General features: G+C 34.5%; 19 protein-coding genes. 4 read left to right on the top strand and 15 right to left on the bottom strand.

All coding sequences use genetic code 11. The annotated features are described in order from the left end of the window. Nucleotides 1-38 precede the first annotated feature (38 nt). Both IGI80_RS06300 and IGI80_RS06295 read right to left on the bottom strand, forming a co-directional pair. Nucleotides 39-629 (bottom strand): hypothetical protein, encoded by a 591-nt coding sequence (locus IGI80_RS06300; RefSeq protein ID WP_438722943.1) that lies wholly within the window; start codon nt 627-629, stop codon nt 39-41. 4 nt (nt 630-633) lie between these two features. After that, nucleotides 634-984, bottom strand: a complete 351-nt coding sequence (locus IGI80_RS06295; RefSeq protein WP_438722941.1) for a bacteriocin immunity protein — start codon at nt 982-984, stop codon at nt 634-636. A 2,809-nt stretch (nt 985-3,793) separates the two neighbouring features. Here IGI80_RS06295 and IGI80_RS06290 point away from each other — a divergent pair. The 3 genes from IGI80_RS06290 (at nt 3,794) to IGI80_RS06280 (ending at nt 4,678) form a co-directional block, all read left to right on the top strand. Continuing rightward, nucleotides 3,794-4,189: a Rep family protein gene (locus IGI80_RS06290; RefSeq protein ID WP_438722940.1), complete on the top strand. Its 396-nt coding sequence runs from the start codon at nt 3,794-3,796 to the stop codon at nt 4,187-4,189. Nucleotides 4,190-4,204: 15 nt separating this feature from the next. Next, nucleotides 4,205-4,294 (top strand): hypothetical protein, encoded by a 90-nt coding sequence (locus IGI80_RS06285; RefSeq protein WP_438722939.1) that lies wholly within the window; start codon nt 4,205-4,207, stop codon nt 4,292-4,294. Nucleotides 4,295-4,492: 198 nt separating this feature from the next. Further along, nucleotides 4,493-4,678 (top strand): hypothetical protein, encoded by a 186-nt coding sequence (locus IGI80_RS06280; protein WP_438722938.1) that lies wholly within the window; start codon nt 4,493-4,495, stop codon nt 4,676-4,678. 533 nt (nt 4,679-5,211) lie between these two features. Here the strand turns inward: IGI80_RS06280 and IGI80_RS06275 are convergent. The 10 genes from IGI80_RS06275 to IGI80_RS06230 form a co-directional block, all read right to left on the bottom strand. After that, the gene (locus tag IGI80_RS06275; protein ID WP_438722936.1) at nt 5,212-6,000 is read right to left on the bottom strand and encodes an Eco47II family restriction endonuclease; all 789 of its coding nucleotides are present in this window, start codon (nt 5,998-6,000) and stop codon (nt 5,212-5,214) included. A gap of 13 nt (nt 6,001-6,013) precedes the next feature. After that, a complete protein-coding gene (dcm, locus tag IGI80_RS06270; RefSeq protein ID WP_438722934.1) occupies nt 6,014-7,303 on the bottom strand; it encodes a DNA (cytosine-5-)-methyltransferase in 1,290 nt (429 codons plus the stop codon). Nucleotides 7,304-8,557: 1,254 nt separating this feature from the next. Continuing rightward, nucleotides 8,558-10,441: a hypothetical protein gene (locus IGI80_RS06265; protein ID WP_438722933.1), complete on the bottom strand. Its 1,884-nt coding sequence runs from the start codon at nt 10,439-10,441 to the stop codon at nt 8,558-8,560. A gap of 186 nt (nt 10,442-10,627) precedes the next feature. Beyond that, the gene (locus IGI80_RS06260) at nt 10,628-11,986 is read right to left on the bottom strand and encodes a BspA family leucine-rich repeat surface protein (protein WP_438722931.1); all 1,359 of its coding nucleotides are present in this window, start codon (nt 11,984-11,986) and stop codon (nt 10,628-10,630) included. Nucleotides 11,987-12,399: 413 nt separating this feature from the next. Further along, the gene (locus IGI80_RS06255; protein WP_438722930.1) at nt 12,400-12,933 is read right to left on the bottom strand and encodes a hypothetical protein; all 534 of its coding nucleotides are present in this window, start codon (nt 12,931-12,933) and stop codon (nt 12,400-12,402) included. A 385-nt stretch (nt 12,934-13,318) separates the two neighbouring features. Then, a complete protein-coding gene (locus IGI80_RS06250; protein ID WP_438722928.1) occupies nt 13,319-14,650 on the bottom strand; it encodes a GntP family permease in 1,332 nt (443 codons plus the stop codon). A gap of 77 nt (nt 14,651-14,727) precedes the next feature. After that, on the bottom strand, nt 14,728-15,501 hold the full coding sequence (locus tag IGI80_RS06245) for a 3-hydroxybutyrate dehydrogenase (protein WP_438722926.1): 774 nt from the start codon (nt 15,499-15,501) through the stop codon (nt 14,728-14,730). Between the two features lie 22 nt (nt 15,502-15,523). Continuing rightward, on the bottom strand, nt 15,524-16,162 hold the full coding sequence (locus tag IGI80_RS06240) for a 3-oxoacid CoA-transferase subunit B (protein ID WP_438722924.1): 639 nt from the start codon (nt 16,160-16,162) through the stop codon (nt 15,524-15,526). Further along, a complete protein-coding gene (locus IGI80_RS06235) occupies nt 16,146-16,820 on the bottom strand; it encodes a CoA transferase subunit A (RefSeq protein WP_332115584.1) in 675 nt (224 codons plus the stop codon). Before IGI80_RS06235 ends, IGI80_RS06240 begins: the two co-directional genes overlap by 17 nt. A gap of 12 nt (nt 16,821-16,832) precedes the next feature. Further along, complete coding sequence (locus tag IGI80_RS06230) at nt 16,833-18,020, bottom strand: acetyl-CoA C-acetyltransferase (RefSeq protein ID WP_438722922.1); 1,188 nt, start codon at nt 18,018-18,020, stop codon at nt 16,833-16,835. A gap of 188 nt (nt 18,021-18,208) precedes the next feature. Between IGI80_RS06230 and IGI80_RS06225 the strand changes: the two genes are divergently transcribed. Continuing rightward, the gene (locus IGI80_RS06225; RefSeq protein ID WP_438722920.1) at nt 18,209-19,111 is read left to right on the top strand and encodes a LysR family transcriptional regulator; all 903 of its coding nucleotides are present in this window, start codon (nt 18,209-18,211) and stop codon (nt 19,109-19,111) included. 382 nt (nt 19,112-19,493) lie between these two features. On the opposite strand, the gene IGI80_RS06220 is transcribed toward IGI80_RS06225, so the two are convergent. Genes IGI80_RS06220 through IGI80_RS06210 form a run of 3 tightly spaced genes read right to left on the bottom strand, consistent with a single transcriptional unit; the run spans nt 19,494 to nt 22,050 of the window. Next, nucleotides 19,494-20,141 carry an L-fuculose-phosphate aldolase gene (locus IGI80_RS06220; protein WP_438722919.1) on the bottom strand — a complete coding sequence of 216 codons (648 nt, stop codon included), beginning with the start codon at nt 20,139-20,141 and terminating at the stop codon, nt 19,494-19,496. Between the two features lie 31 nt (nt 20,142-20,172). Further along, nucleotides 20,173-21,000, bottom strand: coding sequence for a hypothetical protein (locus tag IGI80_RS06215; RefSeq protein WP_438722918.1), 828 nt, complete (start codon nt 20,998-21,000; stop codon nt 20,173-20,175). Nucleotides 21,001-21,018: 18 nt separating this feature from the next. Next, nucleotides 21,019-22,050 carry a 2-hydroxyacid dehydrogenase gene (locus tag IGI80_RS06210; RefSeq protein WP_438722917.1) on the bottom strand — a complete coding sequence of 344 codons (1,032 nt, stop codon included), beginning with the start codon at nt 22,048-22,050 and terminating at the stop codon, nt 21,019-21,021.

The raw sequence follows: 22,050 nt of genomic DNA, 5'->3' as shown, positions 1-22,050 counted from the left end.
CATTTTTTTTCACTAATAATAAATTTTCCCTACAGATTTCAATACGTACCAATAGAATATTGTTCTTTAACTAAGACAGAAGAATACCGTTTCTCTTCATCTTCTATCTTCACCGATTTCCGCAACGTTAATTGCGTATTTTTAATTCCAAACACTTCTTTAAACTGCCTATACGACATTTCTTGACGCGTTGGTTCCACACAATTAACACAATTAAATAACCGTGTTCCTCTAGGATAAAACCGTAAACGACCTCCTTTAATTACTGCCTTTTTTTGATTTGATTTTGTTACTTGAACACCTTTCGTATATGCTAACGCCTTATCTAAGCGCTCATAAGTCTCTTCTTCAAAATACTCTTCTTCAAATAAGACTTCTCCATTTTCATCAATGTTATACGGAACATCTAAATCTTCTAAAGGCAGATCTGCCATATACGCAGTCAAATATGCTCCTACATTATCTGCATTCTTCAAACGACGAACTGTTACAAATCCTTGACCCCACAAATCAAAGAGAGGCGCATTTACTTTACATTCTTGAATCTGTTCCCACGTCAATTCTCCTTTAGGTATGTCTTTATAATCAGAATAATCAAATTTATTTAAAGTCAGCGTAGGGCTAAACAAATCACTATCTCCGAGGCATTTGAGACAACTCAGAATAACTATAGAATTGAGATTTATCGGAGTAATCCGCTTTGTACAGCCCATTCAATCCAGCTTTTTGTCCAATAACTCCTAGTTCTATCATGAGATGCTCTTCTGTAGACGGGAAATGGATTCTTCCCTTCAAAGCCATACTACGAATATAATTAACTAGCCTATTAACTAGTGCTTCTGGATTTTCTACAGAATCTAATTTTTTATATACTTGTAATAATACATCAGTAATATCCAATAATTCAGATGTGTTATCTTTACGTTTATTTAAAAGATTGTATAGTTTATGAATATACTCTTTTGCTAATTCTCTGTTATCCATGCGATTGCTCTCCTACTTAATTCTTTTTATCTATATCATCTTTGAGCTCTACTCATCAGTCATAGTTTTTACAAGTTTTGATGAATCTTTTGTGGAAAATTGAGTATTAATTACTTGAAAACCAAGTAATACAAAAATAAGAACTGTCCTATAACTCTTTAGGTGGTTGATTTCCTCTATACTATCGGTAAAAAAACTGATAATTATCAATATATATAAAACAAATAATAAAAATTAAAAAGTTCGAATTATTAATATTTTAGCTATTCGTTTCAATATTTTTCTCCTATTCATTAAAATGTCTTTTATTTTACACTTGAACATGCCTATTTAAACTATACTATTATAAGTTAAATCCTCTTTATATACACTAAATTTGAAGAAACTAACTATTAACTCATAACAAATCACCCTTACTATGCCCCTAGTATACCCCAAAATACCCACGGAATAAGAAAGCTAACACCTAAAAAACATTGACGATTATTAACAGTAACCTTAATCCAATACTTTTTATATAGAGACTAGGAATGATTCCAACTAAACTAATTAGTATTACCCTTAAAAGGTCAAAAGATCCATGATATGGATTGTAGAAAAATAGATATTTCAACCAAATACAGATACTAGCTGTTATACAAAGTAAAATCATCAAAACAGACAATCGATTATTTAGTAAGTTGCTCATCTATTCTTCCCCCCTATTAATATGTCCACTGATTGGTTTACACACTTTAATTATAACAAACCATTTCTCAATTGGCATCTAAAATGTCATTAATCTCCTTAGATGATTGCTGTCCTCGTATCTTCCTCATTCAGTTTAACCAGATGAATCATTTCTAACAAAGATGAATGGCTCAAACTGACTTTCACTATACGTAGACGGTCGGAAACTCATTGGGTATCTAACGCTTGAATCAGTGCAGAACCCACACCCCATATAATTGCCTTTTTCCGCTCTTTTCAGTAGCGAAAGCAACTCGTAAAAGTCATCAGGCAGAAAGACGTTTTCTTTATTGATTCGTTTCATTTCGGCTTCTGACAGTGTAGTAGGGGGGTTCTTCTCATGACGTAGATATTTTGGGTACCAACAGAAGAATCACTTCTTTTCTTCTAGTCACTCTGCTTTCGCCATTAGAGAGGAACCCACATTACTCTCTTTTTGTACATCAAACTTTGAACCTCTAATATTTGTCCTTAGATACACACTTGGGGTACGTTTACCTCTTTGAGGGACTTCTTACCAAATCAGCTAGTTTTCTTTCGAAATCTGCTACCCTATTTTTTCACCTTCTGTGAGATGAAGATGAAAATCACTTCTGACACCAATAATTTTTTCATCTCCAGCAACATGATTATTCACCCCCCACCCACATCACTTTTTTCTTTAAATCAGCTTCTTTGCTAGGCAATGAAAAAAATAATTATGTAGCTATGGTTACTTGAGCCATCTGCTCCAACCACCACCAGTGATGCAGTCAGGCAACCTTGAAATGAATTTTAGCAATAACCACAGATACCGATTGGTACTCCCTTTTTTCTAGGCAACCATGCTTCTTGCTTCTCCCCGCTCTTCTTTCAGCTATCAAATACATATAAGTTTCTTCTATTGTAAATACCCTTTCCCACCCACTGATAGCTAAGCCACCTAAATTCAGCCTCTCAACCATCAGCTAAGCTGATTGACTCAAGATAAGCTGAAAGTAGCACAAAGCCAAGCTGATTTTAAGTAAGATACGGAATCTATTCCTTCAATTCTTGCTCAAATGCTTGACATCTTTTCTATTATCCATCTGACTATCAAGCCTGCATATAGATAACTATTCTAGCCAACTAAAGCCAGCAGTATCACAGGAAGAAAAGCATTAAATAAGTAACTTGATACTTCCCTCCTCCTAAAGCCCAACCCTCCAGTAAATATATAGGCAACATGAAATTTTATCTCTAGATTTTAACAGAAGAGACATAGGAGATCTAACCAGTATAACGAAAGGAGTTGACCAAAAAATAAACACCCAAAGGAGTCCAACTGGTAAATAAGGCAAGACCCAAAATCCCTATAACTAGATGAAATTGAGTCAAGCGACTTTAATGGCTCGTATATGACTTCTTAAATAACACCAGTTAGATACGGGTTTCACCACCCAAAACTTTTAAAATTCGTGGTATAGACTGGGTTGCCTAGAAGTAACTATCATTAAATAATATCTGTAGGGTAGCTACCTGACAAACAACAAACTGTTCCACACTTTTGGCGCCAAAAGTCACTAGGACAGAGAAAGAACAAACAAAAATAACTCTAGCCATTGGTACAACCGACTTTCTACCTACCAAGAGAGTCACCCCCTTGGTACACTTGGCTTTCAACTATTTTGAATAGTGATCAGTATGTTACTGGGGTCGTAGTACGAGGCTTGGCAGATTCGTTTCAGCCATTTTGTCGGCATTTCTCCCAATAGAGTAGAGGTACTGTAGAGCCAAAAAGGACGCAAGGCAGATTTTCCTCCGAGGAAAGAGAAAGAGATTCTCTCTTTCTTTAGGACACCAAGAAGCGCTCTAAGGACGTCAAGAGACGTTTCTCCATTGGCGGTGGCTGTCTCAGCCTTTGTCTGTGGGGTACCGAAAACCAAGACTCTAGTACTAGGCTGAACGCTGAACATTTCCTTGTCACTACTACTCCCACAAAAGATTGTGGCAACTATTAAGGAAGAAATCGAGTGGATCAAGGGATTCAGGCTCTTTAGGCATAGAGCTTGCTTGTACCATGAAGCTAGAGAAATAAACTAAGAAAGCAGGTATTAAAACAATGAATAATAAGAATAAATCACAAGCAGAGAGACACAGAAACTGGATATTTATTGTCTATCCAGTTTCAGCGCCCAAGAATTGGAGATATATTGTAACAGATATCGGGACTCCATGGGGTCATAGTCCTTTGCATGATAAAGATGAGAATCCATATGGTGGCGCTAAAAAGCCCCACTACCATTGTCTCATCAAATTCAATATCTTAAAGTCTTACAGACAAATCCTAAAGATAACTGGCAAACTCCATGCACCAAATCCGCAACCCTGTGAGTCTATTGTAGGCACAGTAAGGTATTGGCTCCATCTTGATAACCCTGAAAAGCATCAAGATGAGAAAGAAGATATTAAAGCTTTCAACGGCTTAGATATCAGAGAGATACTAAGACCAAGTTAGACAGAACAAACTGCCATGATGAGAGAAGCAAGAGCATTCATCAGAGAAAACAATATCAAAGAGTTGAAAGACTTTATGGACTATGCAGATAAAGAAAGACCCTAATGGAGCTACGTCATCAATAAATACCACTGCGGTATCAGAGACTATATCAACAGTAGTAGATATAGTTCTAAGTACCAGCAAAATGAAGAATCCTAAGGTCTACGCCTGATTCGTACCTTTATTAAAGAGAGTGGGATCTCAGAGATAAGTACTGTGTACGACTTCTTAGATGAAACTGCACCTCAATGGGGGTACTTAATGGATACGAACTACCTTGAAATTAATAGCTATTTAGAAAGTACGATACGTAGAAATAAGCACAAAATTAGAATGAATTCTTTTGATAGCACTAAACAAGCTAACATCATCCCTTTAGTTCCAAAAGGGATTGATTTGGAACTATGGGCATTAACAATAAAGGAATATCAAGAGTCTTGTCTCTGAGATTTCAGAAAATTATCCATTTTAAGTTTTTATCAGAGCTCTAACTCCTGATAAATATACTAACGATAAAACAAATGGAATTTCAGTAGATTAAGGCTAATTTAATGTAAGGAGGAAATTTACCTATCATGAAAAATAGGTATTTTCTCCTTTTAGCTTTTCAATCCTCTTTGATAAGTTGTTCTACTTCTCCCCACTATTTCATGCCATAGATAGTGGGGGTATTTTTGTAGATACTGAAATAATGAATTCAATCAATAAAACTATTAAACTTTCCAAGTATGGTAAATAAAATCAGATAAATCAAATCACTAGAAAACCAAAGATATTTTCCATAGCTCAAGATTAGATACTGAATCCACCCCACCCAGTGAGTAAGACTTTTAAATTTACCATGCGTAACAGATATACCAAATTTGAAAGGTATAAATCATAGCTGACAATTGTACAAATCTCAAAAGTAGGTTTCTTCATTTGGGTACGGGCAACAAAATAGTTTTCTAAGCTCATTAATCATATAGAGTAATAGCAGATTACTTCTTTTTAAATCCTAAATAATCTTTGAAACCAAGCATATATATGGCTAATACAAAAGAAATATTTTTCTGGTCTGATATTTCTAATAATTCTTCAAACACTAAATCTTTTGGTGCAACAACCTCTGTTGAACTAGACAACACTTTTTCAATTATATCAGGAAGAACCATACACAACTGATAAAATGCATCCTGCTCACCTGTTACCAATGAATAAAAATGATCCATACTTACACGTCTAATCAATTTGTGTTGCACTTTATGCTTATCGACAGTAGCAACCCATTTAATATTTTGAGACTTCTTTGCAATAGCCTCAACAAGATAACAAGCACATTCATCATCTTGTAAAACTTGATTTTGCATTTTAATATACGTCTTTGCAGCCGAGGAAGAATTCATAGTATTATGCTTATTCTTCATTTCAACAAAAACTGTATTAACCTTATTTCCATCTGGAATATCAATTCCATTTTCATTCGTATATATAACATCCCAGCCATTACTAGGAACAACACACCCTTCTATATACTGAAATATATTTTGATGAAAGTAACCAATATCATTATTACTAGATTTATCTCTTTGTCGTAAAATCTCATTCTTAATAATTTCTTCCCAAGACATTTGGTAAACATTTTTATCAAAAATTAGTTTTATAGGGTCAATAATATTGCTGTTAAACTTCTTTAAGTCAAATGGTTTTAACTTTTCACCGTACTTTTTTATAGTCTCTTTAACATGAAATGTTAATTGTTCTTCAGAAATAAATGTAAGATTCCACATAATTAACCTCCAATTAGTTTTCAAATTGATTTAGATAATTAATAACTGATTTACCTATATACGTAGCTAAATTCACTGGTACTGCATTTCCGATTTGCTTATAGATAGCTCCAACTCCACCGCTAAATTCCCAATCATCAGGGAAAGACTGAATTCGAGCATACTCCCTTGTAGTAAATGGACGAGTTTCATCAGGGTGACAGCGTTCTGTCTGCTTTTGACTAGGTGATGTGGTCAAAGTTAAACTAGGTTCTAACCAGCTTAATCTACGAGCCATCCCTCTTTTGCCTCCACCAGAATACCAACTTGCTCCCATGTATTTTTTAGCTATATCTTCAGGTAAATTTATCCATGAACCACCAGGGGGTACTAATTCCATTACGGCTTTTTTACTTTCAGAATATTCCATCCCTAAGCTTCTTGGAACATCACTCAACACATCTTTTAATACTGGCTTATAAGACTGCTTTTCTGGAAAGACATAGGGGTACTTTTCTTTAGAGACTAGGTCATTTCTAATGCCTATAATTACAATTCTTTCTCTCTTTTGAGCTACATCATAATTCCAAGCATTTAAAACATTCCAATATACGGTATATCCTTCTTTTTGAAACACCTTTAGCATAGTATCTAACGTTTTACCTTTATCATGATTAACTAAACCTTTCACATTTTCAGCAATAAAAACTTTAGGTTTTAAATCAGATAAAATTCTACTATAAGGATAAAACAAAGTCCCTCGAGTATCTCCAAATCCTTCTCTTTGACCAGCATAGCTAAAGGATTGACACGGATAACCACCACTCAAAACATCTATTTCATCAGACTGGATATAATTTTTAATGCCAATATTAGATATTTCTTCAATATCACCTTCAAATACTTTCCAAGAAGGCCTATTTCTTCTTAGTGTTTCAGTGGCATGCTTATCAATTTCTATAAGTCCTTTTGATTTAAAACCAGCTTTCTCTAACCCTAGAGCTAGACCACCTGCACCTGCAAAGGTTTCTAAAATACTATAATCTCTGTTTGGTACAACATCTTTCACATCACCGTATTTTTCTAATCGAAAATCATATCTATTAAATTCACTTTCTTCATTTTCTTCAGTAAGTAAATTAGTCACAGATGTATTTAACACTTCTGCTAACTTTGCCACTCTAGTTTTAACAGGATTATAACTAGATGAAAACATGGATGAAAGTTGACTTTTGCTAATTCCAACTTCGTTAGCTAATTCTTCCTGAGTACTTATATTTAAATCTTGCATTTTTAACAAGATTTTATGCTTATCTAATCTCATTTCCAGACCTCCATCAATCGCAGTACAGTTCATTATATATTAAACTCCACTATCTGTAAACAACCAAATCATTATCCTAATATTCAAAATTGAATGTAACCATATCTTAATAAGAAAGTTTATTTATCTCTAATATCTCCGATTCCCCACCTATCAAGGATATGATTATTTGAAAAACTTACTCATTCTTTTCCTGGTCGGGGTATTTTTCTTTGGTGTCATTACAGGTGCACCAGTAGGCAGTGTTTTATTCTATGACATTTTACTATAAGTCATGGTAATCGGCATTAAAAACATGCTCTTTAAGAATATGGTCAAGAAAGATGCACAATACGATCGCAAATACAGCAAGCACTACAGAAAATACAGAAATAGATTCGACAGATAAACATTTAATCGATAGAACAAAAAATATTATAGTACTTTCCTCACACTCAGGAGTCCTTATCTTAAAAGGACGAATAGTGGTGTGAATCCGCATGGTACAGCCTTTCCTTGGCTATTCGACCATCAAAAACAACCCAAATTTTATCCTCAGCGTCCGAAAATACGTTGCCCTACACTTGACCTACCCCACACAGGAAAATCCCGCAAAACGCAATTTTCGTCCTTTTTGTAGTGCCACCTATCAATCCTTAGATAACCAGTAGTACAAAGAGAAACGAATGAAAACTAATACGAAAGCATTAAGAATGGCTATATAGAGCTATTCCTAGTGCTTTTTAATTTGAATGATATCTATATGAACTCCCTGTACTTGTTTCTATCTAACATGGGAGTATCTTGCCTAGTAGAATACTTAGAGAAGTTAAATGTAAATGCCTATTAGCACTTACCGTAATAATTCAACTTTTTTCTGGTACCGTTCTTTTTCTAGCTTCGTTTGCCTCATGAACGGGGGTTCCTTTCTTTTAATTTCTATAAAACTATCATATATGATTTAGTTAAAAAACCGCCAAACAAACAAGCGTTCGTCTGGCGGTTCTTGTTTTCGATTTTTTTGAGCTGGTTTGTTTGAGAAGTCATTCCAATCTTTTTTGTTAATGAGTAGGAATTGCACTACTCATAGAGAAATGCTTTTCTAGAATTCTACTATTGTTCCTTTCGTTTATGATAGAAAACGCTATTCTTTGTTTGCATTTGCTTTTTTCATTTAGTAATTAATCCTGCTAATGTAATGGTTGTTTTAATATTTTTCATTATGGTAAAGCAACAATGATTGTTTATATTGTTTAAACTGTTTTCTCTTCATCGCTAAGGCACCTCCGCAATATCCCACGAAATCGTAGCACTATATTTACCTGGCTTTAGTGGGGCATTCTCTGGGATTGCTATTGCTAATCCATGTCCCAAAAGCTCTTCGTCAAAACTATCAGTATGTCTACCTGTAAATAAATAAGTTGTCAGCGGCTCACCCTCTAAATCAGCATAAATAATAGGAGATATACTATAATCTATCGTATCTATTATTTTAGGGACTTTTTTAACCATAAAATTATATAACTCATCTTCATTGTCAGAATTCACTGCTTCGTTAAAACCAGGTTCCTGCTTTATGACGTCCCTATAATAATATACGTCAGTATAAGAAAGATATGGAGCTAAGTTTTCATTCTTATCAGCGATCTTTGCAGTGATGTTATACGTGGCTTCAACAGGATATCTATGTTCTAGATTCAAATCATTTCCTCTAACATACCTAGTATCGATAATCTTTGCGTTAAAATCTGGCGATTTGATGAGCTTAGCTTTCCCATCAATGGTGATATCATCAAAATGAGCGATATCTGATACCTGTAGTTGAACGGAACCAGGAACTACGTTTACATTCACCGGGTATTCATACGTTAAGTCCTTACCAGTCGACGATTTTTGTGTCACTAGTAGTTTACCTGTTTTAGCACCTTCGGTGCTAGTATCTGGATATTCCGACCATCTGACACTTAAGCCAGGATATCTATCAATATCAATAAACTCTTTCACATGTGTATCTAAATAAGTATGTGAAGCGTTTTTAAAGATAGATTGATTATTTTTCGATGTTAACTGATTTAGAGTTAACAGTTTATAGCCATCTGCCGTCATTTCAAAGAAAGTATTGTTATTTATTAAAGAAGGAGTAACTAGATTTTTAACAGCTACAGATTTATTATTAGTAATTAAATGAAACGTATTAGTCCACGCTATTACCTCAGCATGATAGACCTTAATAATATTAGTATCACTTTTATTAAATGTGTGTACGCCAAGAGCATTAACCGCATAGCCAGCTGTTTTAATTCCATTTATACTTACATATTCAGAAGGATTATTAGTCAATGAAAGATTTCCAGAACCAGAATAATATCCTATAGAATAATATGGAGTTGCATAACTAGGGTGAATTATTGTATTACTATGTGCGCCCGCTAACAATGCTTTTATATAAAATTTATCTGGGTCAGAATTCCAATCAGATACTAAACTAAAATTATGATGATTATAACTAGCTTTAAAATCTAAAGCATTACCCAATTGCACAGTTACTGGCACATCCACATTAGTAACAACCTTAGTATCAATAAACGGGGCTTCGTAAGGTAATACACCATCAACTAAAGGCTTACTACAAGAATAGCGCATGTTTATTCCAACAGATACATTCAATGTTTTAGCACCTACGGTGCTTGTTAAGGCACTATAATCAAATAACTTATTAACTGTTGATGAATATTCAAATAGCTTACTTATCTCTATTGCGGGTGGTTTCTCAACATCTGTTGGATAAGATACACTGCCTCTTCCTACTGGGTGGTTATCCTTATCAACTCTATCAACATAAAAGTTACTTGTATCCCAATCTAACTTGATACTCGTTATTTCTTTATTAAAGCTATTAGGAATACTTTGTCCTAAATTAAAGGTTAACGGTTTTATCTCTATCTTTGGTGTGTTTTGATTAGATTTCAATACAATTGTTACAGTTTGATTATCTTCCCAAGAAGGTAAATATGCAAGGTATCGATAAGCTTTATCTTTATCATCATAGGGCATGTATATAAGCTTTGCTCTGATGGCATTCGGCACTTTGTCTATTAGATTGTCAGTCAGGTCTGCTCCTTCAATAGCATACATATATGGATCTTTAACATCCCCCATGACATTATAAGGTTTACCAAAGGTTGTTTTTAACGTGGTTTCCTTAATAGGCCTCATATCATCAAATTCATTACTAACATAGTTTACATGAACAGTTACTGGTTTTTCTAAAATATCTTTTACTGTAATTGTTGCCGTCTTTGTAATTCCTTCAAAACTATAAGTAATTGGATAGGTTCCTGGACGCTAGCTTAATTTAAAAGAGTCTACTTTTACTTGCGAAAAATTTAAAGGACGACCCGAACTATCATATGCAGATACAAAGCTATCTTTTGGTTCCCAACTGTATAAACTATCACTTGTATTTAGAGAGCTTCCTACTGCAACACCTTTACTATCCGAATACAAAGTTAAATCCTTTGTAAAAATGTTGGCTGTGTTTCCATCTCCAAGCTCCCAAGTACCTATCAACTGTTCAATAAAATTATTATATGCACTTAAAAGTATGTTTGTAGTAATAGGATCCCTGTATTCAGATGTGCTCAACCAAACCTTATTTGGTGGTATATTCAAATCTAGATTTGGACGTAAGCGTGTATTAGGACCAAGCGTTATTTTAGTTAGGGCAGTTTTCCCTCCCACAAAGTCTGTTGCTGTTTTCCTAGTAAAATCAAAAGGTGATAAGTCTAAGCTAGTTATCTTCGTGTTCCAAAACATATAGTCAAAGTTTCTAACCCTTTTTGTATCAAATGAAGAGACGTTTACTTCTTGTAACTCAGTATCACCCGCAAACATGCTATCCATATAGACAACATTAGACGTATTAAAACTAGATAAATTCAGCTTTTTAAAGCCTGAATAAGAAAACATTTCCTGCATGGTTTCAACATAAGAAGTATTTAAATAATTGGTTCCTTCAAATACTTCAGCGTCACTAAATCCTGCAAATATTCTATTTGAATCTACGGGTAAAATCAGTGGCCCTTCAATTTTAATTTTGTTTATCCCTTGTCTATCTCTAAAAGGCCAATCACGCTCCCAAGGAGCATGGGTTCGGGTTGGATCGTTATTAAAATCTCCTGCACCGATGTGAAGAGTTATTATTCTGTCTGGATGAGTTATTGATATCCAAATATGGGACGAACCTATATATGCTTCATATAGCGTTACTTCTTCTGAACCTTCATTAGGTGCCTCAGGGCTATCGCCTGCTTCCAGATTAGAAAGCTGAGGTAATTCTTCATCATCTTCCTCTGATTCGGTTTCTTTAGCAGGTTCTTCCTTTGGTTCAGCTTCAGCTTTCGAATCCACTTTTGGTTCTTCGGCCTTGGGTGCCTCAGTAGGTGATTCAACCTTTGTTGGTTCTTTTACTGGTGGTTCTGCTGGTTTTGGTAGATTGTCTTGCAAACCAGGAAATGAAGTTTCCTTTTCCCCATTTGGTGGTGTAGGTGATTCACCACCAGTTGTTTCCCCAATCTTTGGTTCTATTGGTACTGTTTCTGCATAGGCTCCGACGGAGCTAATAAGATTTCCTCCTAGCAACAGAGTAACCATCAAGCCAGAAAACAGTCTTTTACTATACTTTTTCATCATTCCAATGGTCATAACTCCCTTCCAACAATAAGTTCTACATAGAGAACCTACTTCCTATTCTTAAAACGATTTGTATTCTTAATTAATAACAGAGAAGAGCATCAAATTATTTTAAAATAGTTCCACTGTAAGTAGGCCTCTACATAGTCAAGAACATTATACTAAATACAAATAACAATAAATTCCATATTTCTTCGCCTTGTTCAACTAAATAAAGGACTTTATCTTAATATCAGCTTTTCAATTGATATTAATAAAAGAAAGTAGGTGTCCAAAACAATTTATAATTGTTAATTTGACGAAGCAATCATCTTATGTCTATATGCATAGTTCTACTATCTTGTCTACACAAAAAAGTACTGCTTCGGTTTCGCAGTACTTTTGGCGTATTAATTAAACGATAGGGTTGATTATTTAAAAAATCTCTAAACTGTAGGACTAGTAACCAAATCCCAAGTAATTTGTGCTGTATAAGTTCCTGCTTTAGTATCGGCTGGAATATAAAATTCGAACCCTGGATTAAACCTAGTAATTGGTTCAGCATTAGCAATATAGTCATCAGATATAACAACAACCTTTTTATGCCAATTTATACTTGTGTATGCTGGTAAAACACCTGCAACTGTATTGTTAGATAATAGTTTAGGTGACACAGCAACTTGCATATCAGTTGTGTCTTGAAAATTTGCTACAGCGTTTAATGCCCAACCTTCTGTAGAACTACCACGATAATCTTTTACTTCGATAACTGACGGTGTAACTTCTCCAACTCTACCATTTGATCCATTTATAGTATGCGAACTCATTTCTACATTTTCAGGAACACTAACAGTTAATGTTCCTGCTTTCATATTTACTGTAGCTGTCGTCTCTTGTCCAGTAGCTAAAACTGAAGGACTATAAGAAAACATACCGATGAGTACGATTCCCGTCGCAACAAAAATATTCTTTTTATTCATTTACATTACTCCTTCTATTAACCTCTAGAGAATTTCTAGAGAAATTTTGATACTTATCTTATTCTATAGGGGAGTAAATGAAAACACTATACAAACAATGTTATATATTGTTTATTTGTCAATCTTTCTATTTTCCTTTCGCCTGTTTCCTGTGAGCTTCATTTTTAATAAGATAGTTAGGAATAGTGATAAAACATTAAAATTCTTTGAATAGACATATTTATCTTTTGTCTGTTTTATTATTTCCATCTTAATGAATCAGTGTTTTTAATGCTTATATTTTGTTGTATTCAGACTCTTCTTAGTAGTATTTTAGTAGTATTTTTTGTTTCATTTTCTTAAATACCTTTGCTTATTAAGTTTTTAAGCTAATTAATCTGTTTTTTTATAAAAAAGATCCTACTACGATAATAATAGATTCAGCCACTAAAGTACTTCCAAATACCGTAATAAATGTTTGTTTAAATCCAGTTTTATGATTAAGTCCAGTCAAACTTAAGAAGGTCAACAAAACACCACTTTGAGGAACAATAGTTAAAATATTAGAAGCCACTGCTGCCACTCGATGAATCATTTCTGGATTAAGTCCCGCATCAAGATAATATTGAGCAAAGTTTGGCATCACAATCCCTAAAGCACCTGATGAAGAACCTGTAATGGCCGACATTGCTGACGTTAATACAGTCAAACTAATCAACGGGCTCCCCGGAATATTTAAAATCAAGTCTGAAAAGATACCGAATCCTGGAGCAATCATAACGACTGCACCAAAGGCAACAGCAGATGCAGTAGCAAAAATTGGTCCTATTGAGCCGCTTGCACCAACACTTAATGTAGAGATTTTATTATCTATATACCCATAAAACAAGATAAATGCCGTAACAATTCCTGTCAGTAAAGCGATATAAATAATATTTTTTTTCATAAACTCATTCCCGACCATACTCCCAACAATCGCTACAACAATCAGCAATGCCAGAGGAGCAACACTAGCAATAAACGAAGGCGTTTTCTTGCTGACTACGTCTTCCTCATGTCCATTTGTGTAAGTTGCGTAGGTTTCACCTTTTGCCAAGCTCTTTTTTAAACAATACTTCATGTAAATTAAGCCAAATACAATACAGCCGATACTACCTAAAATACTTGGTATCAGCGCTGCTGTTAATGATGTGTTTAAGTATTGAATGGGAATGACGTTTTGAATTGCTGGCGTTCCAGGTAAGATAGTCATTGTAAAAGTTGCAATTCCTAACCATAATGGAACCTGAATCAAATTCCAAGATAAATCCATTTTTTTAAATAATGATCGAGCTAATGGGAGAACTGCAAACATTACTACAAATAGACTAATCCCGCCATATGTCAAAATTGCACTAATCAAAAATATGGCTACCAATACACGATAAGGATTATCATATCCTACTTTGTTTAAAATAAATTCTGCTATAGAGACAGTTGCACCACTTGTTTCCATTAGTTTGGCTAAAATAGATCCTAGTAGAAAAATAGCAAAGTAATTCATAATATAGGTAGATAGTGCACCCATGTAATTGTTTGCCTCTTTTCCCAATAAGGAATCGACAATAGACATATTATTCAATAACACTACTAAAATCGTTGCCATTGGTGCGGCAACAATAATATTAATTTCTCTTATTGAAAAATAAATGATAGCAGCTACACCTAGTAACACACCAATTGGGGCGATAATTTCCATAAATAGACTCCTTTATTTAGAAGAAGAGACAAGAGCTTAGGCCTCGTCTCATTTCTCCATTTATTCTTACAAGTAAGTTATTGTGCTGTATATCCACCATCTAACAAAACTGGTTGTCCAGTAATTCCTTTGGCTTGTTCACTTGCTAAGAATGAGACATAATCAGCAATCTCCTGCACATCAATTAAACGTTTTTGAGGAACAAGTGGATAAAGAACTTCCTCTAAAACTTTTTCTAACGGAATATTTCTTGTTTTTGACAAATCATCAAACTGTCCACGAACTAATGGTGTGTCAACATAACCTGGACAAATGGCGTTCACTGTCACACCTGTATCCGCTGCTTCTAACGCAGCAACTTTTGTTAAGCCAATCAGTCCGTGTTTTGCAGAATTGTATGCTGATTTACCCGCAAATCCGATCACACCATTGATAGAAGCCATATTGATAATACGACCGAATCCTTGTTTTTTCATTATTGGAAATGCGCGTTTGATAGCAATAAATGGTGCAACCAGCATGATTTTCAACATAAATTCATATTTTTCTGTTGGAAAGTCTTCAATCATCGCCACGTGTTGCAAGCCTGCATTATTTACTAAAATGTCTAAGCGCCCATGTTTTTCAACTGTTGAATCAATTGCTTGATTAATCGCTTCTTCACTTGTTACATCACATACCATGCTATCTGCTGCATAACCTTCTGCTGTGTATTCTTTAACGACTTCGTTCAATTTTTCTTGCTTAATATCTGAAAAGACAACGCTCTTTCCTTCTTTTAAAAAAGTTTCTCCAATTTGTTTTCCAATTCCACTTGCTGCACCTGTTACAAATACAACTTGTTTAGTCATAATATTTTCCTCTTTTCACTTTTTATTTTTTTACTAATTGTACTTCTGTCGCTTCCTGAACTTCTTCAAATGTGTAATCTGGATGGATTTCCTCTACAACAATTCCTTCAGGTGTTACATCAAACACACCCATTTCTGTAACAATTTTATCTACAACCTGTGTAGCAGTCAGCGGCAGAGAGCATTCTTTTAAAATCTTCCACTTACCTTTATTTGTATGTTCCATCGCAACAATTACCTTCTTAGCACCGACAAGTAAATCCATGGCACCTCCCATTCCAGGAACCATTTTCCCAGGAATCAGATAATTAGCTATATTGCCCTTTTCATCTACTTGAAGAGCCCCCAAAACAGTGACATCTACGTGCCCTCCACGAATAATTCCAAATGAGGTAGCACTGTCAAAAAATGCACCTCCCGGAGCGATTCCCACTACCTGACCTCCTGCATTTACAATCGTGGGATCAGGGATTTCTCCCGCCTTATCCAGACCAATAAATCCATTTTCTGATTGCAGTGTAATCGATATCCCTTCAGGCAGGTAATTTACCACTTTTGTAGGTAAGCCAATCCCTAAATTTACTAATGAATCATTGGGTAGCTCTAACGCAACACGTCTAGCAATTCGCTCCTGAATTTCATCTTTAGTTAGTTCCTTCATTTTTCCCACTCCCTCCATCAACAAGATAATCTACAAATATATTCGGTGTTTGGACGGCAATCGGATCAATTTCTCCTATTGGTACAATTTTTCGTGCTTCAACAATAGTTGTTTGTGCATTAGCAGCCATCAATTGATTGAAATTATTTTCTGATCCTCGATAGGTCAAATTACCCAGCTCATCTGCTACATCCGCTAAAATAAGTGCAACATCTGCTTTAAATGGTTTTTCTAATAAATACATCTGACCATCTACCTCAATTTTCTGCTTACCTACCTCAATTAATGTTCCAATACCCGTTGGTGTTAAAAATCCACCCAATCCAAATGCTCCTGCACGAATTTGTTCAGCGAGTGTCCCTTGAGGAACTAAGTCAATGATTGTTTCTTTCGCGTTCATCTGGCGTCCAGCCTCTTTATTTAACCCAATATGAGAGGCAATAATTTTAGAAAACTGGTGTGTTTCAATCATTTTACCTACCCCTTTACTCGGTAAGCCTGCATCATTACAGATAAGAGTTAAATCTTTTATCCCTTTTTTTACCAGGGCATCTATTAATAAGTCAGGCGTGCCATTCGTCATGAAGCCGCCCACCATTACCGTGTCTCCGTCTTTTACTAAATCAACGGCTTGTTGAATTCCAATCACTTTTCCCATAATTTTTCCTACCTATCTTTCTACCAGTACGGAAGTTCCTTGCCCGCCACCAATACAAAGTGTAGCAAGTCCTCGAGTTACTGATCGTTTTTCCATCTCATGTAATAGAGTTACCAAGATTCTTGCGCCACTCGCACCAATTGGATGACCGATGGCAATTGCTCCCCCATTTACATTGACGATTTCTGGATCTAATCCTAATTCTTGAACCACGCTCAATGCTTGTGATGCAAAGGCTTCATTCGCCTCTACTAGCTCTAAATCAGAAATTTTCCAACCAGCTTTTTCTAATGCTTTATTTGTTGCTGGAATGGGGCCTGTCCCCATAATTTCAGGAGCTACTCCTGCACTTGCATATCCTTTGATTGTTGCTAGTATAGGTAACCCTAATTCTTCTGCTTTGCTTCTCGTCATCAAGATAACGGCGGCGGCTCCATCATTTAACCCAGAGGCATTTCCTGCTGTAACCGTTCCTGTTCCATCTCTTAGAAAAGCAGGTCGTAGAGACTTAAGCTTTTCAAAAGTTGTCCCTGGTTTTATATATTCATCCTCTGTAACAAGAATCGGTTCGCCTTTTCTCTGTGGCACTGAAACGGGGACAATTTCTTCTTTAAAACGACCACTTTGACTTGCCTGTGAAGCACGCTTTTGACTAGTTAATGCAAACTGATCTTGCTGTTCACGAGTAATATCATATTTTTTTGAAATATTTTCTGCAGTTATGCCCATATGATAACGATGAAATGCATCTGTTAATCCATCATTTACTAGCGTGTCAATAATTCCTCCATCACCTAATCGACCACCCCAACGATAATCTTTTAAAACATAACCCGCTTGACTCATATTTTCTGTTCCACCTGCAACAATAATTTCTGCATCTTCACAGAGAATACTTTGCACAGCTAATTCAATTGCTTTTAAACCTGATCCACAAACCATATCCACAGTAAAAGATGGTTTCGTATCAGGAATACCGGCGTGTATAGCTACTTGTCTAGCTACATTTTGGCCTAGACCGGCATGAAGAACATTCCCAAAAATAACTTCATCTACTAAAGATGGATCGAATCCATTTTCTTTGATTAGTCCTTTTACTACTGTCTTTCCTAATTCAACAGCTGAAACTGATTTAAATATTCCGTCAAATGATCCAACAGGGGTTCGTAATGCACCAGTAATTACTACTTCTTTGCTCATTTTACAAGACTCCTTCATACTTTTTAAGTAAGCGCTTCCTTCTTGTTCATAGAATAACAACTTATACTTGAAATGAAAAATATATATTTCTTTAGTATGTATAATTTTTTTTTATACCATGAATCCATTGACTTTATCTTAGTAAATGTTTAGTCTTTATTTTAGAAAACTAATTGGGGGTGTTAATTTTGGATATTAAGCATTTACGTTATTTCATTGCAGTTGTTGAAAATGACTTTAACCTCAGTCGTACTGCGGAAAATTTATATATTTCTCAGCCTACATTAAGTATGATGATTAATGATTTTGAATCTAGACAAGGTATAAAACTATTTAATCGAGAACAAAGCAAACTCGTTGGATTGACTCTTACGGGGAATTACTATTATCAAGATGCCTTAGAAGTTATAAAAAAATATAATGATATGCAAGAAAATCTACATCGCCATGAACAAAATATAAAAGGGAACATCACTATTGGAATTCCCCCTTTAGTTTTATCTGTTGTATTTTCAACAATTATGCCAAAATTAATTTTAAATAATCCTGATATTCAATTTACCATCAAGGAATCGGGTGCCTATCAATTACGTCAGGATCTTTTATTAGAAACAGTCGACATTGCTGTCTTACTACACCCAGAAGGTATTTCAAAAAAAATAATTGATTCCTATCAAATACAATCTTCAGAATTAGCTGTCTTTATGTCTACTAACCATCGTTTAGCAAACCATACCTTGCTAGATTGGATGGATTTACATAATGAAAAAATGGCAATTTTTGATGATACCTTTATGATTCATCATTTAGTAAAAGCTAAGTTTGAACAAAATAATATCCACCAAAATATTATCCTTCAATCTGGCTCATGGGATTTTTTACTTAACTCTGCGCGAATTAATCATGAATTGATTTCCATCCTTCCTGTTCCAATTGCTGAACAATATTCATTTGAAGATATTGTAGCCATTCCAATTAAACAAGCCATTCCTTGGAAAGTAATGTTAAGTCGCTTAAAAAAAAGTAATTATAACCGCGTTGAGGAATATATTCTCGATGTACTCTTGGAAGAATTCGATACAAAGTCATAAAAAGCAATGTCCCTTATCAATGTTGGTTTCGGGACATTGCTTTTCTCGTAATATTTACTTTTTGATAACTTACTTTAATCTTCCTGACTATTTATAAAGAGAAAAATTTCTTGTAGTTCAAGTCGAGGAATGTTTTGTATGTGTCTAAGTTTTACCCGAGCAATATTTTCGATCAAAATATTAAATTTAGATTAGAATCACAAACTTCTAGATTTGATTATTTTAAAGTCTTGCCATTCCAGCTTATTCTTAACTAAGTGTCTAGTTTTTCTTGAAAATTCCAAAAAAGTCCACTCTATAAAAAATTTAACATTTTTGAGTCACTAAAAAATTTGATAGTTTCTTTATTTTATTCAAAGATTTATGTCACAGCCTTTTCTGTTTATTTTCTTTGTCCGTATGTTTGGAATTTTTCTAACATAACATCTACTTCGTCATCTGATAATAACATTGGCTCTCCAACACAGCGACATTTATAATAAACTTCGGCCATTCTTTCTGTCTCTTCAGCAATCATAAAAGCTTGAGCAATATTTTGAGATCCTGTTAACAAACCATGATTAGCTAAGAAACAAGCATATCTATTTTCCATTGCTATAAAAGTTTCATCTGCTAATTCTTTCGTTCCAAAAGTGGCATATTTAGCACAACGAATATTATTACCGCCCCCTACTGCGATAAAATAGTTTGATGCTGGTAAATCCCATCCCATTGTAGCCATAATTGTACTATATATAGAATGAGTATGAACGACTGCACTAATATCATCTCTTTTTTGATAATAAATCAAATGCATATCTAATTCACTAGAAGGTTTTCTATCACCATCTGCAATGTTACCTTCCAAATCTACTAAAACAACATCTTCTGGTTTAGTATCAAAGTAATCAATTCCACTAGGACTAATCGCCATTAAACCTTCTTCTTTATTAAAAATACTAATATTTCCACCTGTTCCAGTTGTTAAACCACTTGTTATTAATTTTTTCCCATACTCTACTACTAATTCGCGTTCCTTTAACATTTTCATGATTGTTTCGCTTCTTTCTTTTACTTATTTTTTATCCAAAGAATGTTAAGATGATAAACCCTAAAATCGCAATTACAACAGCTGGCATATCTAAGTGACTTTTCACATTTGTATTAGTTGTTCTAACAAAGAAATCTCCCATAATAACTGCTAAAACACCAAAGAGAGCTGCCATATAAATATTTCCAAAAGTAATTGCTGCATAACCTGCTACCATTGTTACATGGTGACTTACTGGAAAACCTTTTACCGTTGTGAATAAGAATATTAAAGATACAGCACTGATTGCCCAGCCAAAGTTAGCTAGACCTGTTGTAATAACAACAAAACCTACTACTAAACTAAGACCCAATGCCCAAACAGAGTCAAATAATATCGTATCTAGGAAACCATCTGACCATTTTTTTCCATCTTCGTATTTAGCAACAAGTCCATCTCCAGCAATTAAGAAACGAGTAACTAATCCGTATAGAACTACTGTAATCGCGATTGAATCAATTCCTAATCCAAATTGGCTTAAGAAATGATTGGTCACAAAACCTAATACACCAAAAATACCACCAACTAATAAACTTCCTACATCTTTTGTTACAAATAGCGGCGTATTTACATCAAATCCTGCCATTTTATTTTTACGTCCAGCATATGCTGTCGCTGCTACTGCTCCAACAAAGGCAACTTGAGGACCAAAGAAAGATCCAAAAGCAATTTGTGAAAGTACCATTTGATTGTCCACTGTTAAAGCCAAAGCAAATCCTAATAAAGCAACAATCCCTGTAAAAATAAATGAAATAGTACCACTGATTAAAGCACCAAATATTCCGCCACCAAATGCAGCTAAAATTGTAATTAATGTCATTTTATTTTCTCCTTTTGATTAACGGAACTCATAAAGTAATGGTTCACCAGCAGTAAATCTTTCTAATTCTTGAATAATCATTAATGTATGATTTGATAAAACATCATAAGTTGCTCCTGCAATGTGCGGTGTCATCACAATATTATCTAACTCAGTAATATAAGGATGTTCTATCCAAACTGGTTCTTTTTCAAACACATCAACAGCTGCTCCTGCAATTGTTTTATTCCTTAACACTTCAATTAAATCACTTTCATTCATAATTGCTGCACGAGCACAGTTAATAAAGAATGCAGAATCCTTCATTTTTTCAAATGCTTCCTTATCAAACATGCCTCTTGTTTCGTCTGTAACTTTTAAATGAACACTTACAAAATCGGATTCTTTTAATAATGTATCCATATCAACTTTACTTTGACCAACTTCATCAATATCAATATTAGCTACAAATGGATCAAAAATAAGTAATTCCATCCCGAAAGCACGAGCTAGCTTAGCAACTTTTCGGCCAATACTTCCAAATCCAACAATTCCTAGTTTTTTACCTTTTAATTCGAATCCTTTAAAAACTACATATGGACTATTATCATCAAATCCCCAAACAACATCTTCACGTAAACCGTCTTTTGTAGCTTCTTTCCCACTTGTTTCAGAAGTAAATTTACCATCTTTTAACGCTTTATAAGCCATTGGAATTTTTCTAGAAATTGATAACATTAAAGCAATTGTATGTTCAGCTGTTGAATCAGAATTTCTACCTGGTGTATAAATTACTTTGATGCCTTTCTTTTTAGCATATGTCGTATCAATATTAACTGGTGTAGCTCTTGTACAAGCAATTAATTTTAAATTTGGCGCTGCATCAATAACATTTTTTGTGATATCATCATAACTTGTAATAATAATGTCTTTATCTTTTACTAAATCAACTAATTCCTGTTCAGTTAATTTAGCAATACCTTTTGCCCATCCTTGAATATCAATTTCTCCAAATGATTCTAATCTTTCTAAATATGATGGATCATATTCAGCTGTAAATAATATTTTCAT

It is taken from the genome of Enterococcus sp. DIV1420a (assembly GCF_051712165.1).
Taxonomy (GTDB): Bacteria; Bacillota; Bacilli; order Lactobacillales; family Enterococcaceae; genus Enterococcus; species Enterococcus faecalis.
This window is presented reverse-complemented; position numbering and strand designations above follow the sequence as displayed.

Excerpts from the sequence above, each read along its gene's own strand:
- IGI80_RS06295 (WP_438722941.1), bottom strand. The coding sequence starts at position 984 with ATGGATAACAGAGAATTAGCAAAAGAGTATATTCATAAACTATACAAT.
- IGI80_RS06290 (WP_438722940.1), top strand. The coding sequence starts at position 3,794 with ATGAATAATAAGAATAAATCACAAGCAGAGAGACACAGAAACTGGATA.
- IGI80_RS06285 (WP_438722939.1), top strand. The coding sequence starts at position 4,205 with ATGATGAGAGAAGCAAGAGCATTCATCAGAGAAAACAATATCAAAGAG.
- IGI80_RS06280 (WP_438722938.1), top strand. The coding sequence starts at position 4,493 with ATGGATACGAACTACCTTGAAATTAATAGCTATTTAGAAAGTACGATA.
- IGI80_RS06275 (WP_438722936.1), bottom strand. The coding sequence starts at position 6,000 with ATGTGGAATCTTACATTTATTTCTGAAGAACAATTAACATTTCATGTT.
- dcm (WP_438722934.1), bottom strand. The coding sequence starts at position 7,303 with ATGAGATTAGATAAGCATAAAATCTTGTTAAAAATGCAAGATTTAAAT.
- IGI80_RS06265 (WP_438722933.1), bottom strand. The coding sequence starts at position 10,441 with ATGGGGGATGTTAAAGATCCATATATGTATGCTATTGAAGGAGCAGAC.
- IGI80_RS06260 (WP_438722931.1), bottom strand. The coding sequence starts at position 11,986 with ATGACCATTGGAATGATGAAAAAGTATAGTAAAAGACTGTTTTCTGGC.
- IGI80_RS06255 (WP_438722930.1), bottom strand. The coding sequence starts at position 12,933 with ATGAATAAAAAGAATATTTTTGTTGCGACGGGAATCGTACTCATCGGT.
- IGI80_RS06250 (WP_438722928.1), bottom strand. The coding sequence starts at position 14,650 with ATGGAAATTATCGCCCCAATTGGTGTGTTACTAGGTGTAGCTGCTATC.
- IGI80_RS06245 (WP_438722926.1), bottom strand. The coding sequence starts at position 15,501 with ATGACTAAACAAGTTGTATTTGTAACAGGTGCAGCAAGTGGAATTGGA.
- IGI80_RS06240 (WP_438722924.1), bottom strand. The coding sequence starts at position 16,162 with ATGAAGGAACTAACTAAAGATGAAATTCAGGAGCGAATTGCTAGACGT.
- IGI80_RS06235 (WP_332115584.1), bottom strand. The coding sequence starts at position 16,820 with ATGGGAAAAGTGATTGGAATTCAACAAGCCGTTGATTTAGTAAAAGAC.
- IGI80_RS06230 (WP_438722922.1), bottom strand. The coding sequence starts at position 18,020 with ATGAGCAAAGAAGTAGTAATTACTGGTGCATTACGAACCCCTGTTGGA.
- IGI80_RS06220 (WP_438722919.1), bottom strand. The coding sequence starts at position 20,141 with ATGAAAATGTTAAAGGAACGCGAATTAGTAGTAGAGTATGGGAAAAAA.
- IGI80_RS06215 (WP_438722918.1), bottom strand. The coding sequence starts at position 21,000 with ATGACATTAATTACAATTTTAGCTGCATTTGGTGGCGGAATATTTGGT.
- IGI80_RS06210 (WP_438722917.1), bottom strand. The coding sequence starts at position 22,050 with ATGAAAATATTATTTACAGCTGAATATGATCCATCATATTTAGAAAGA.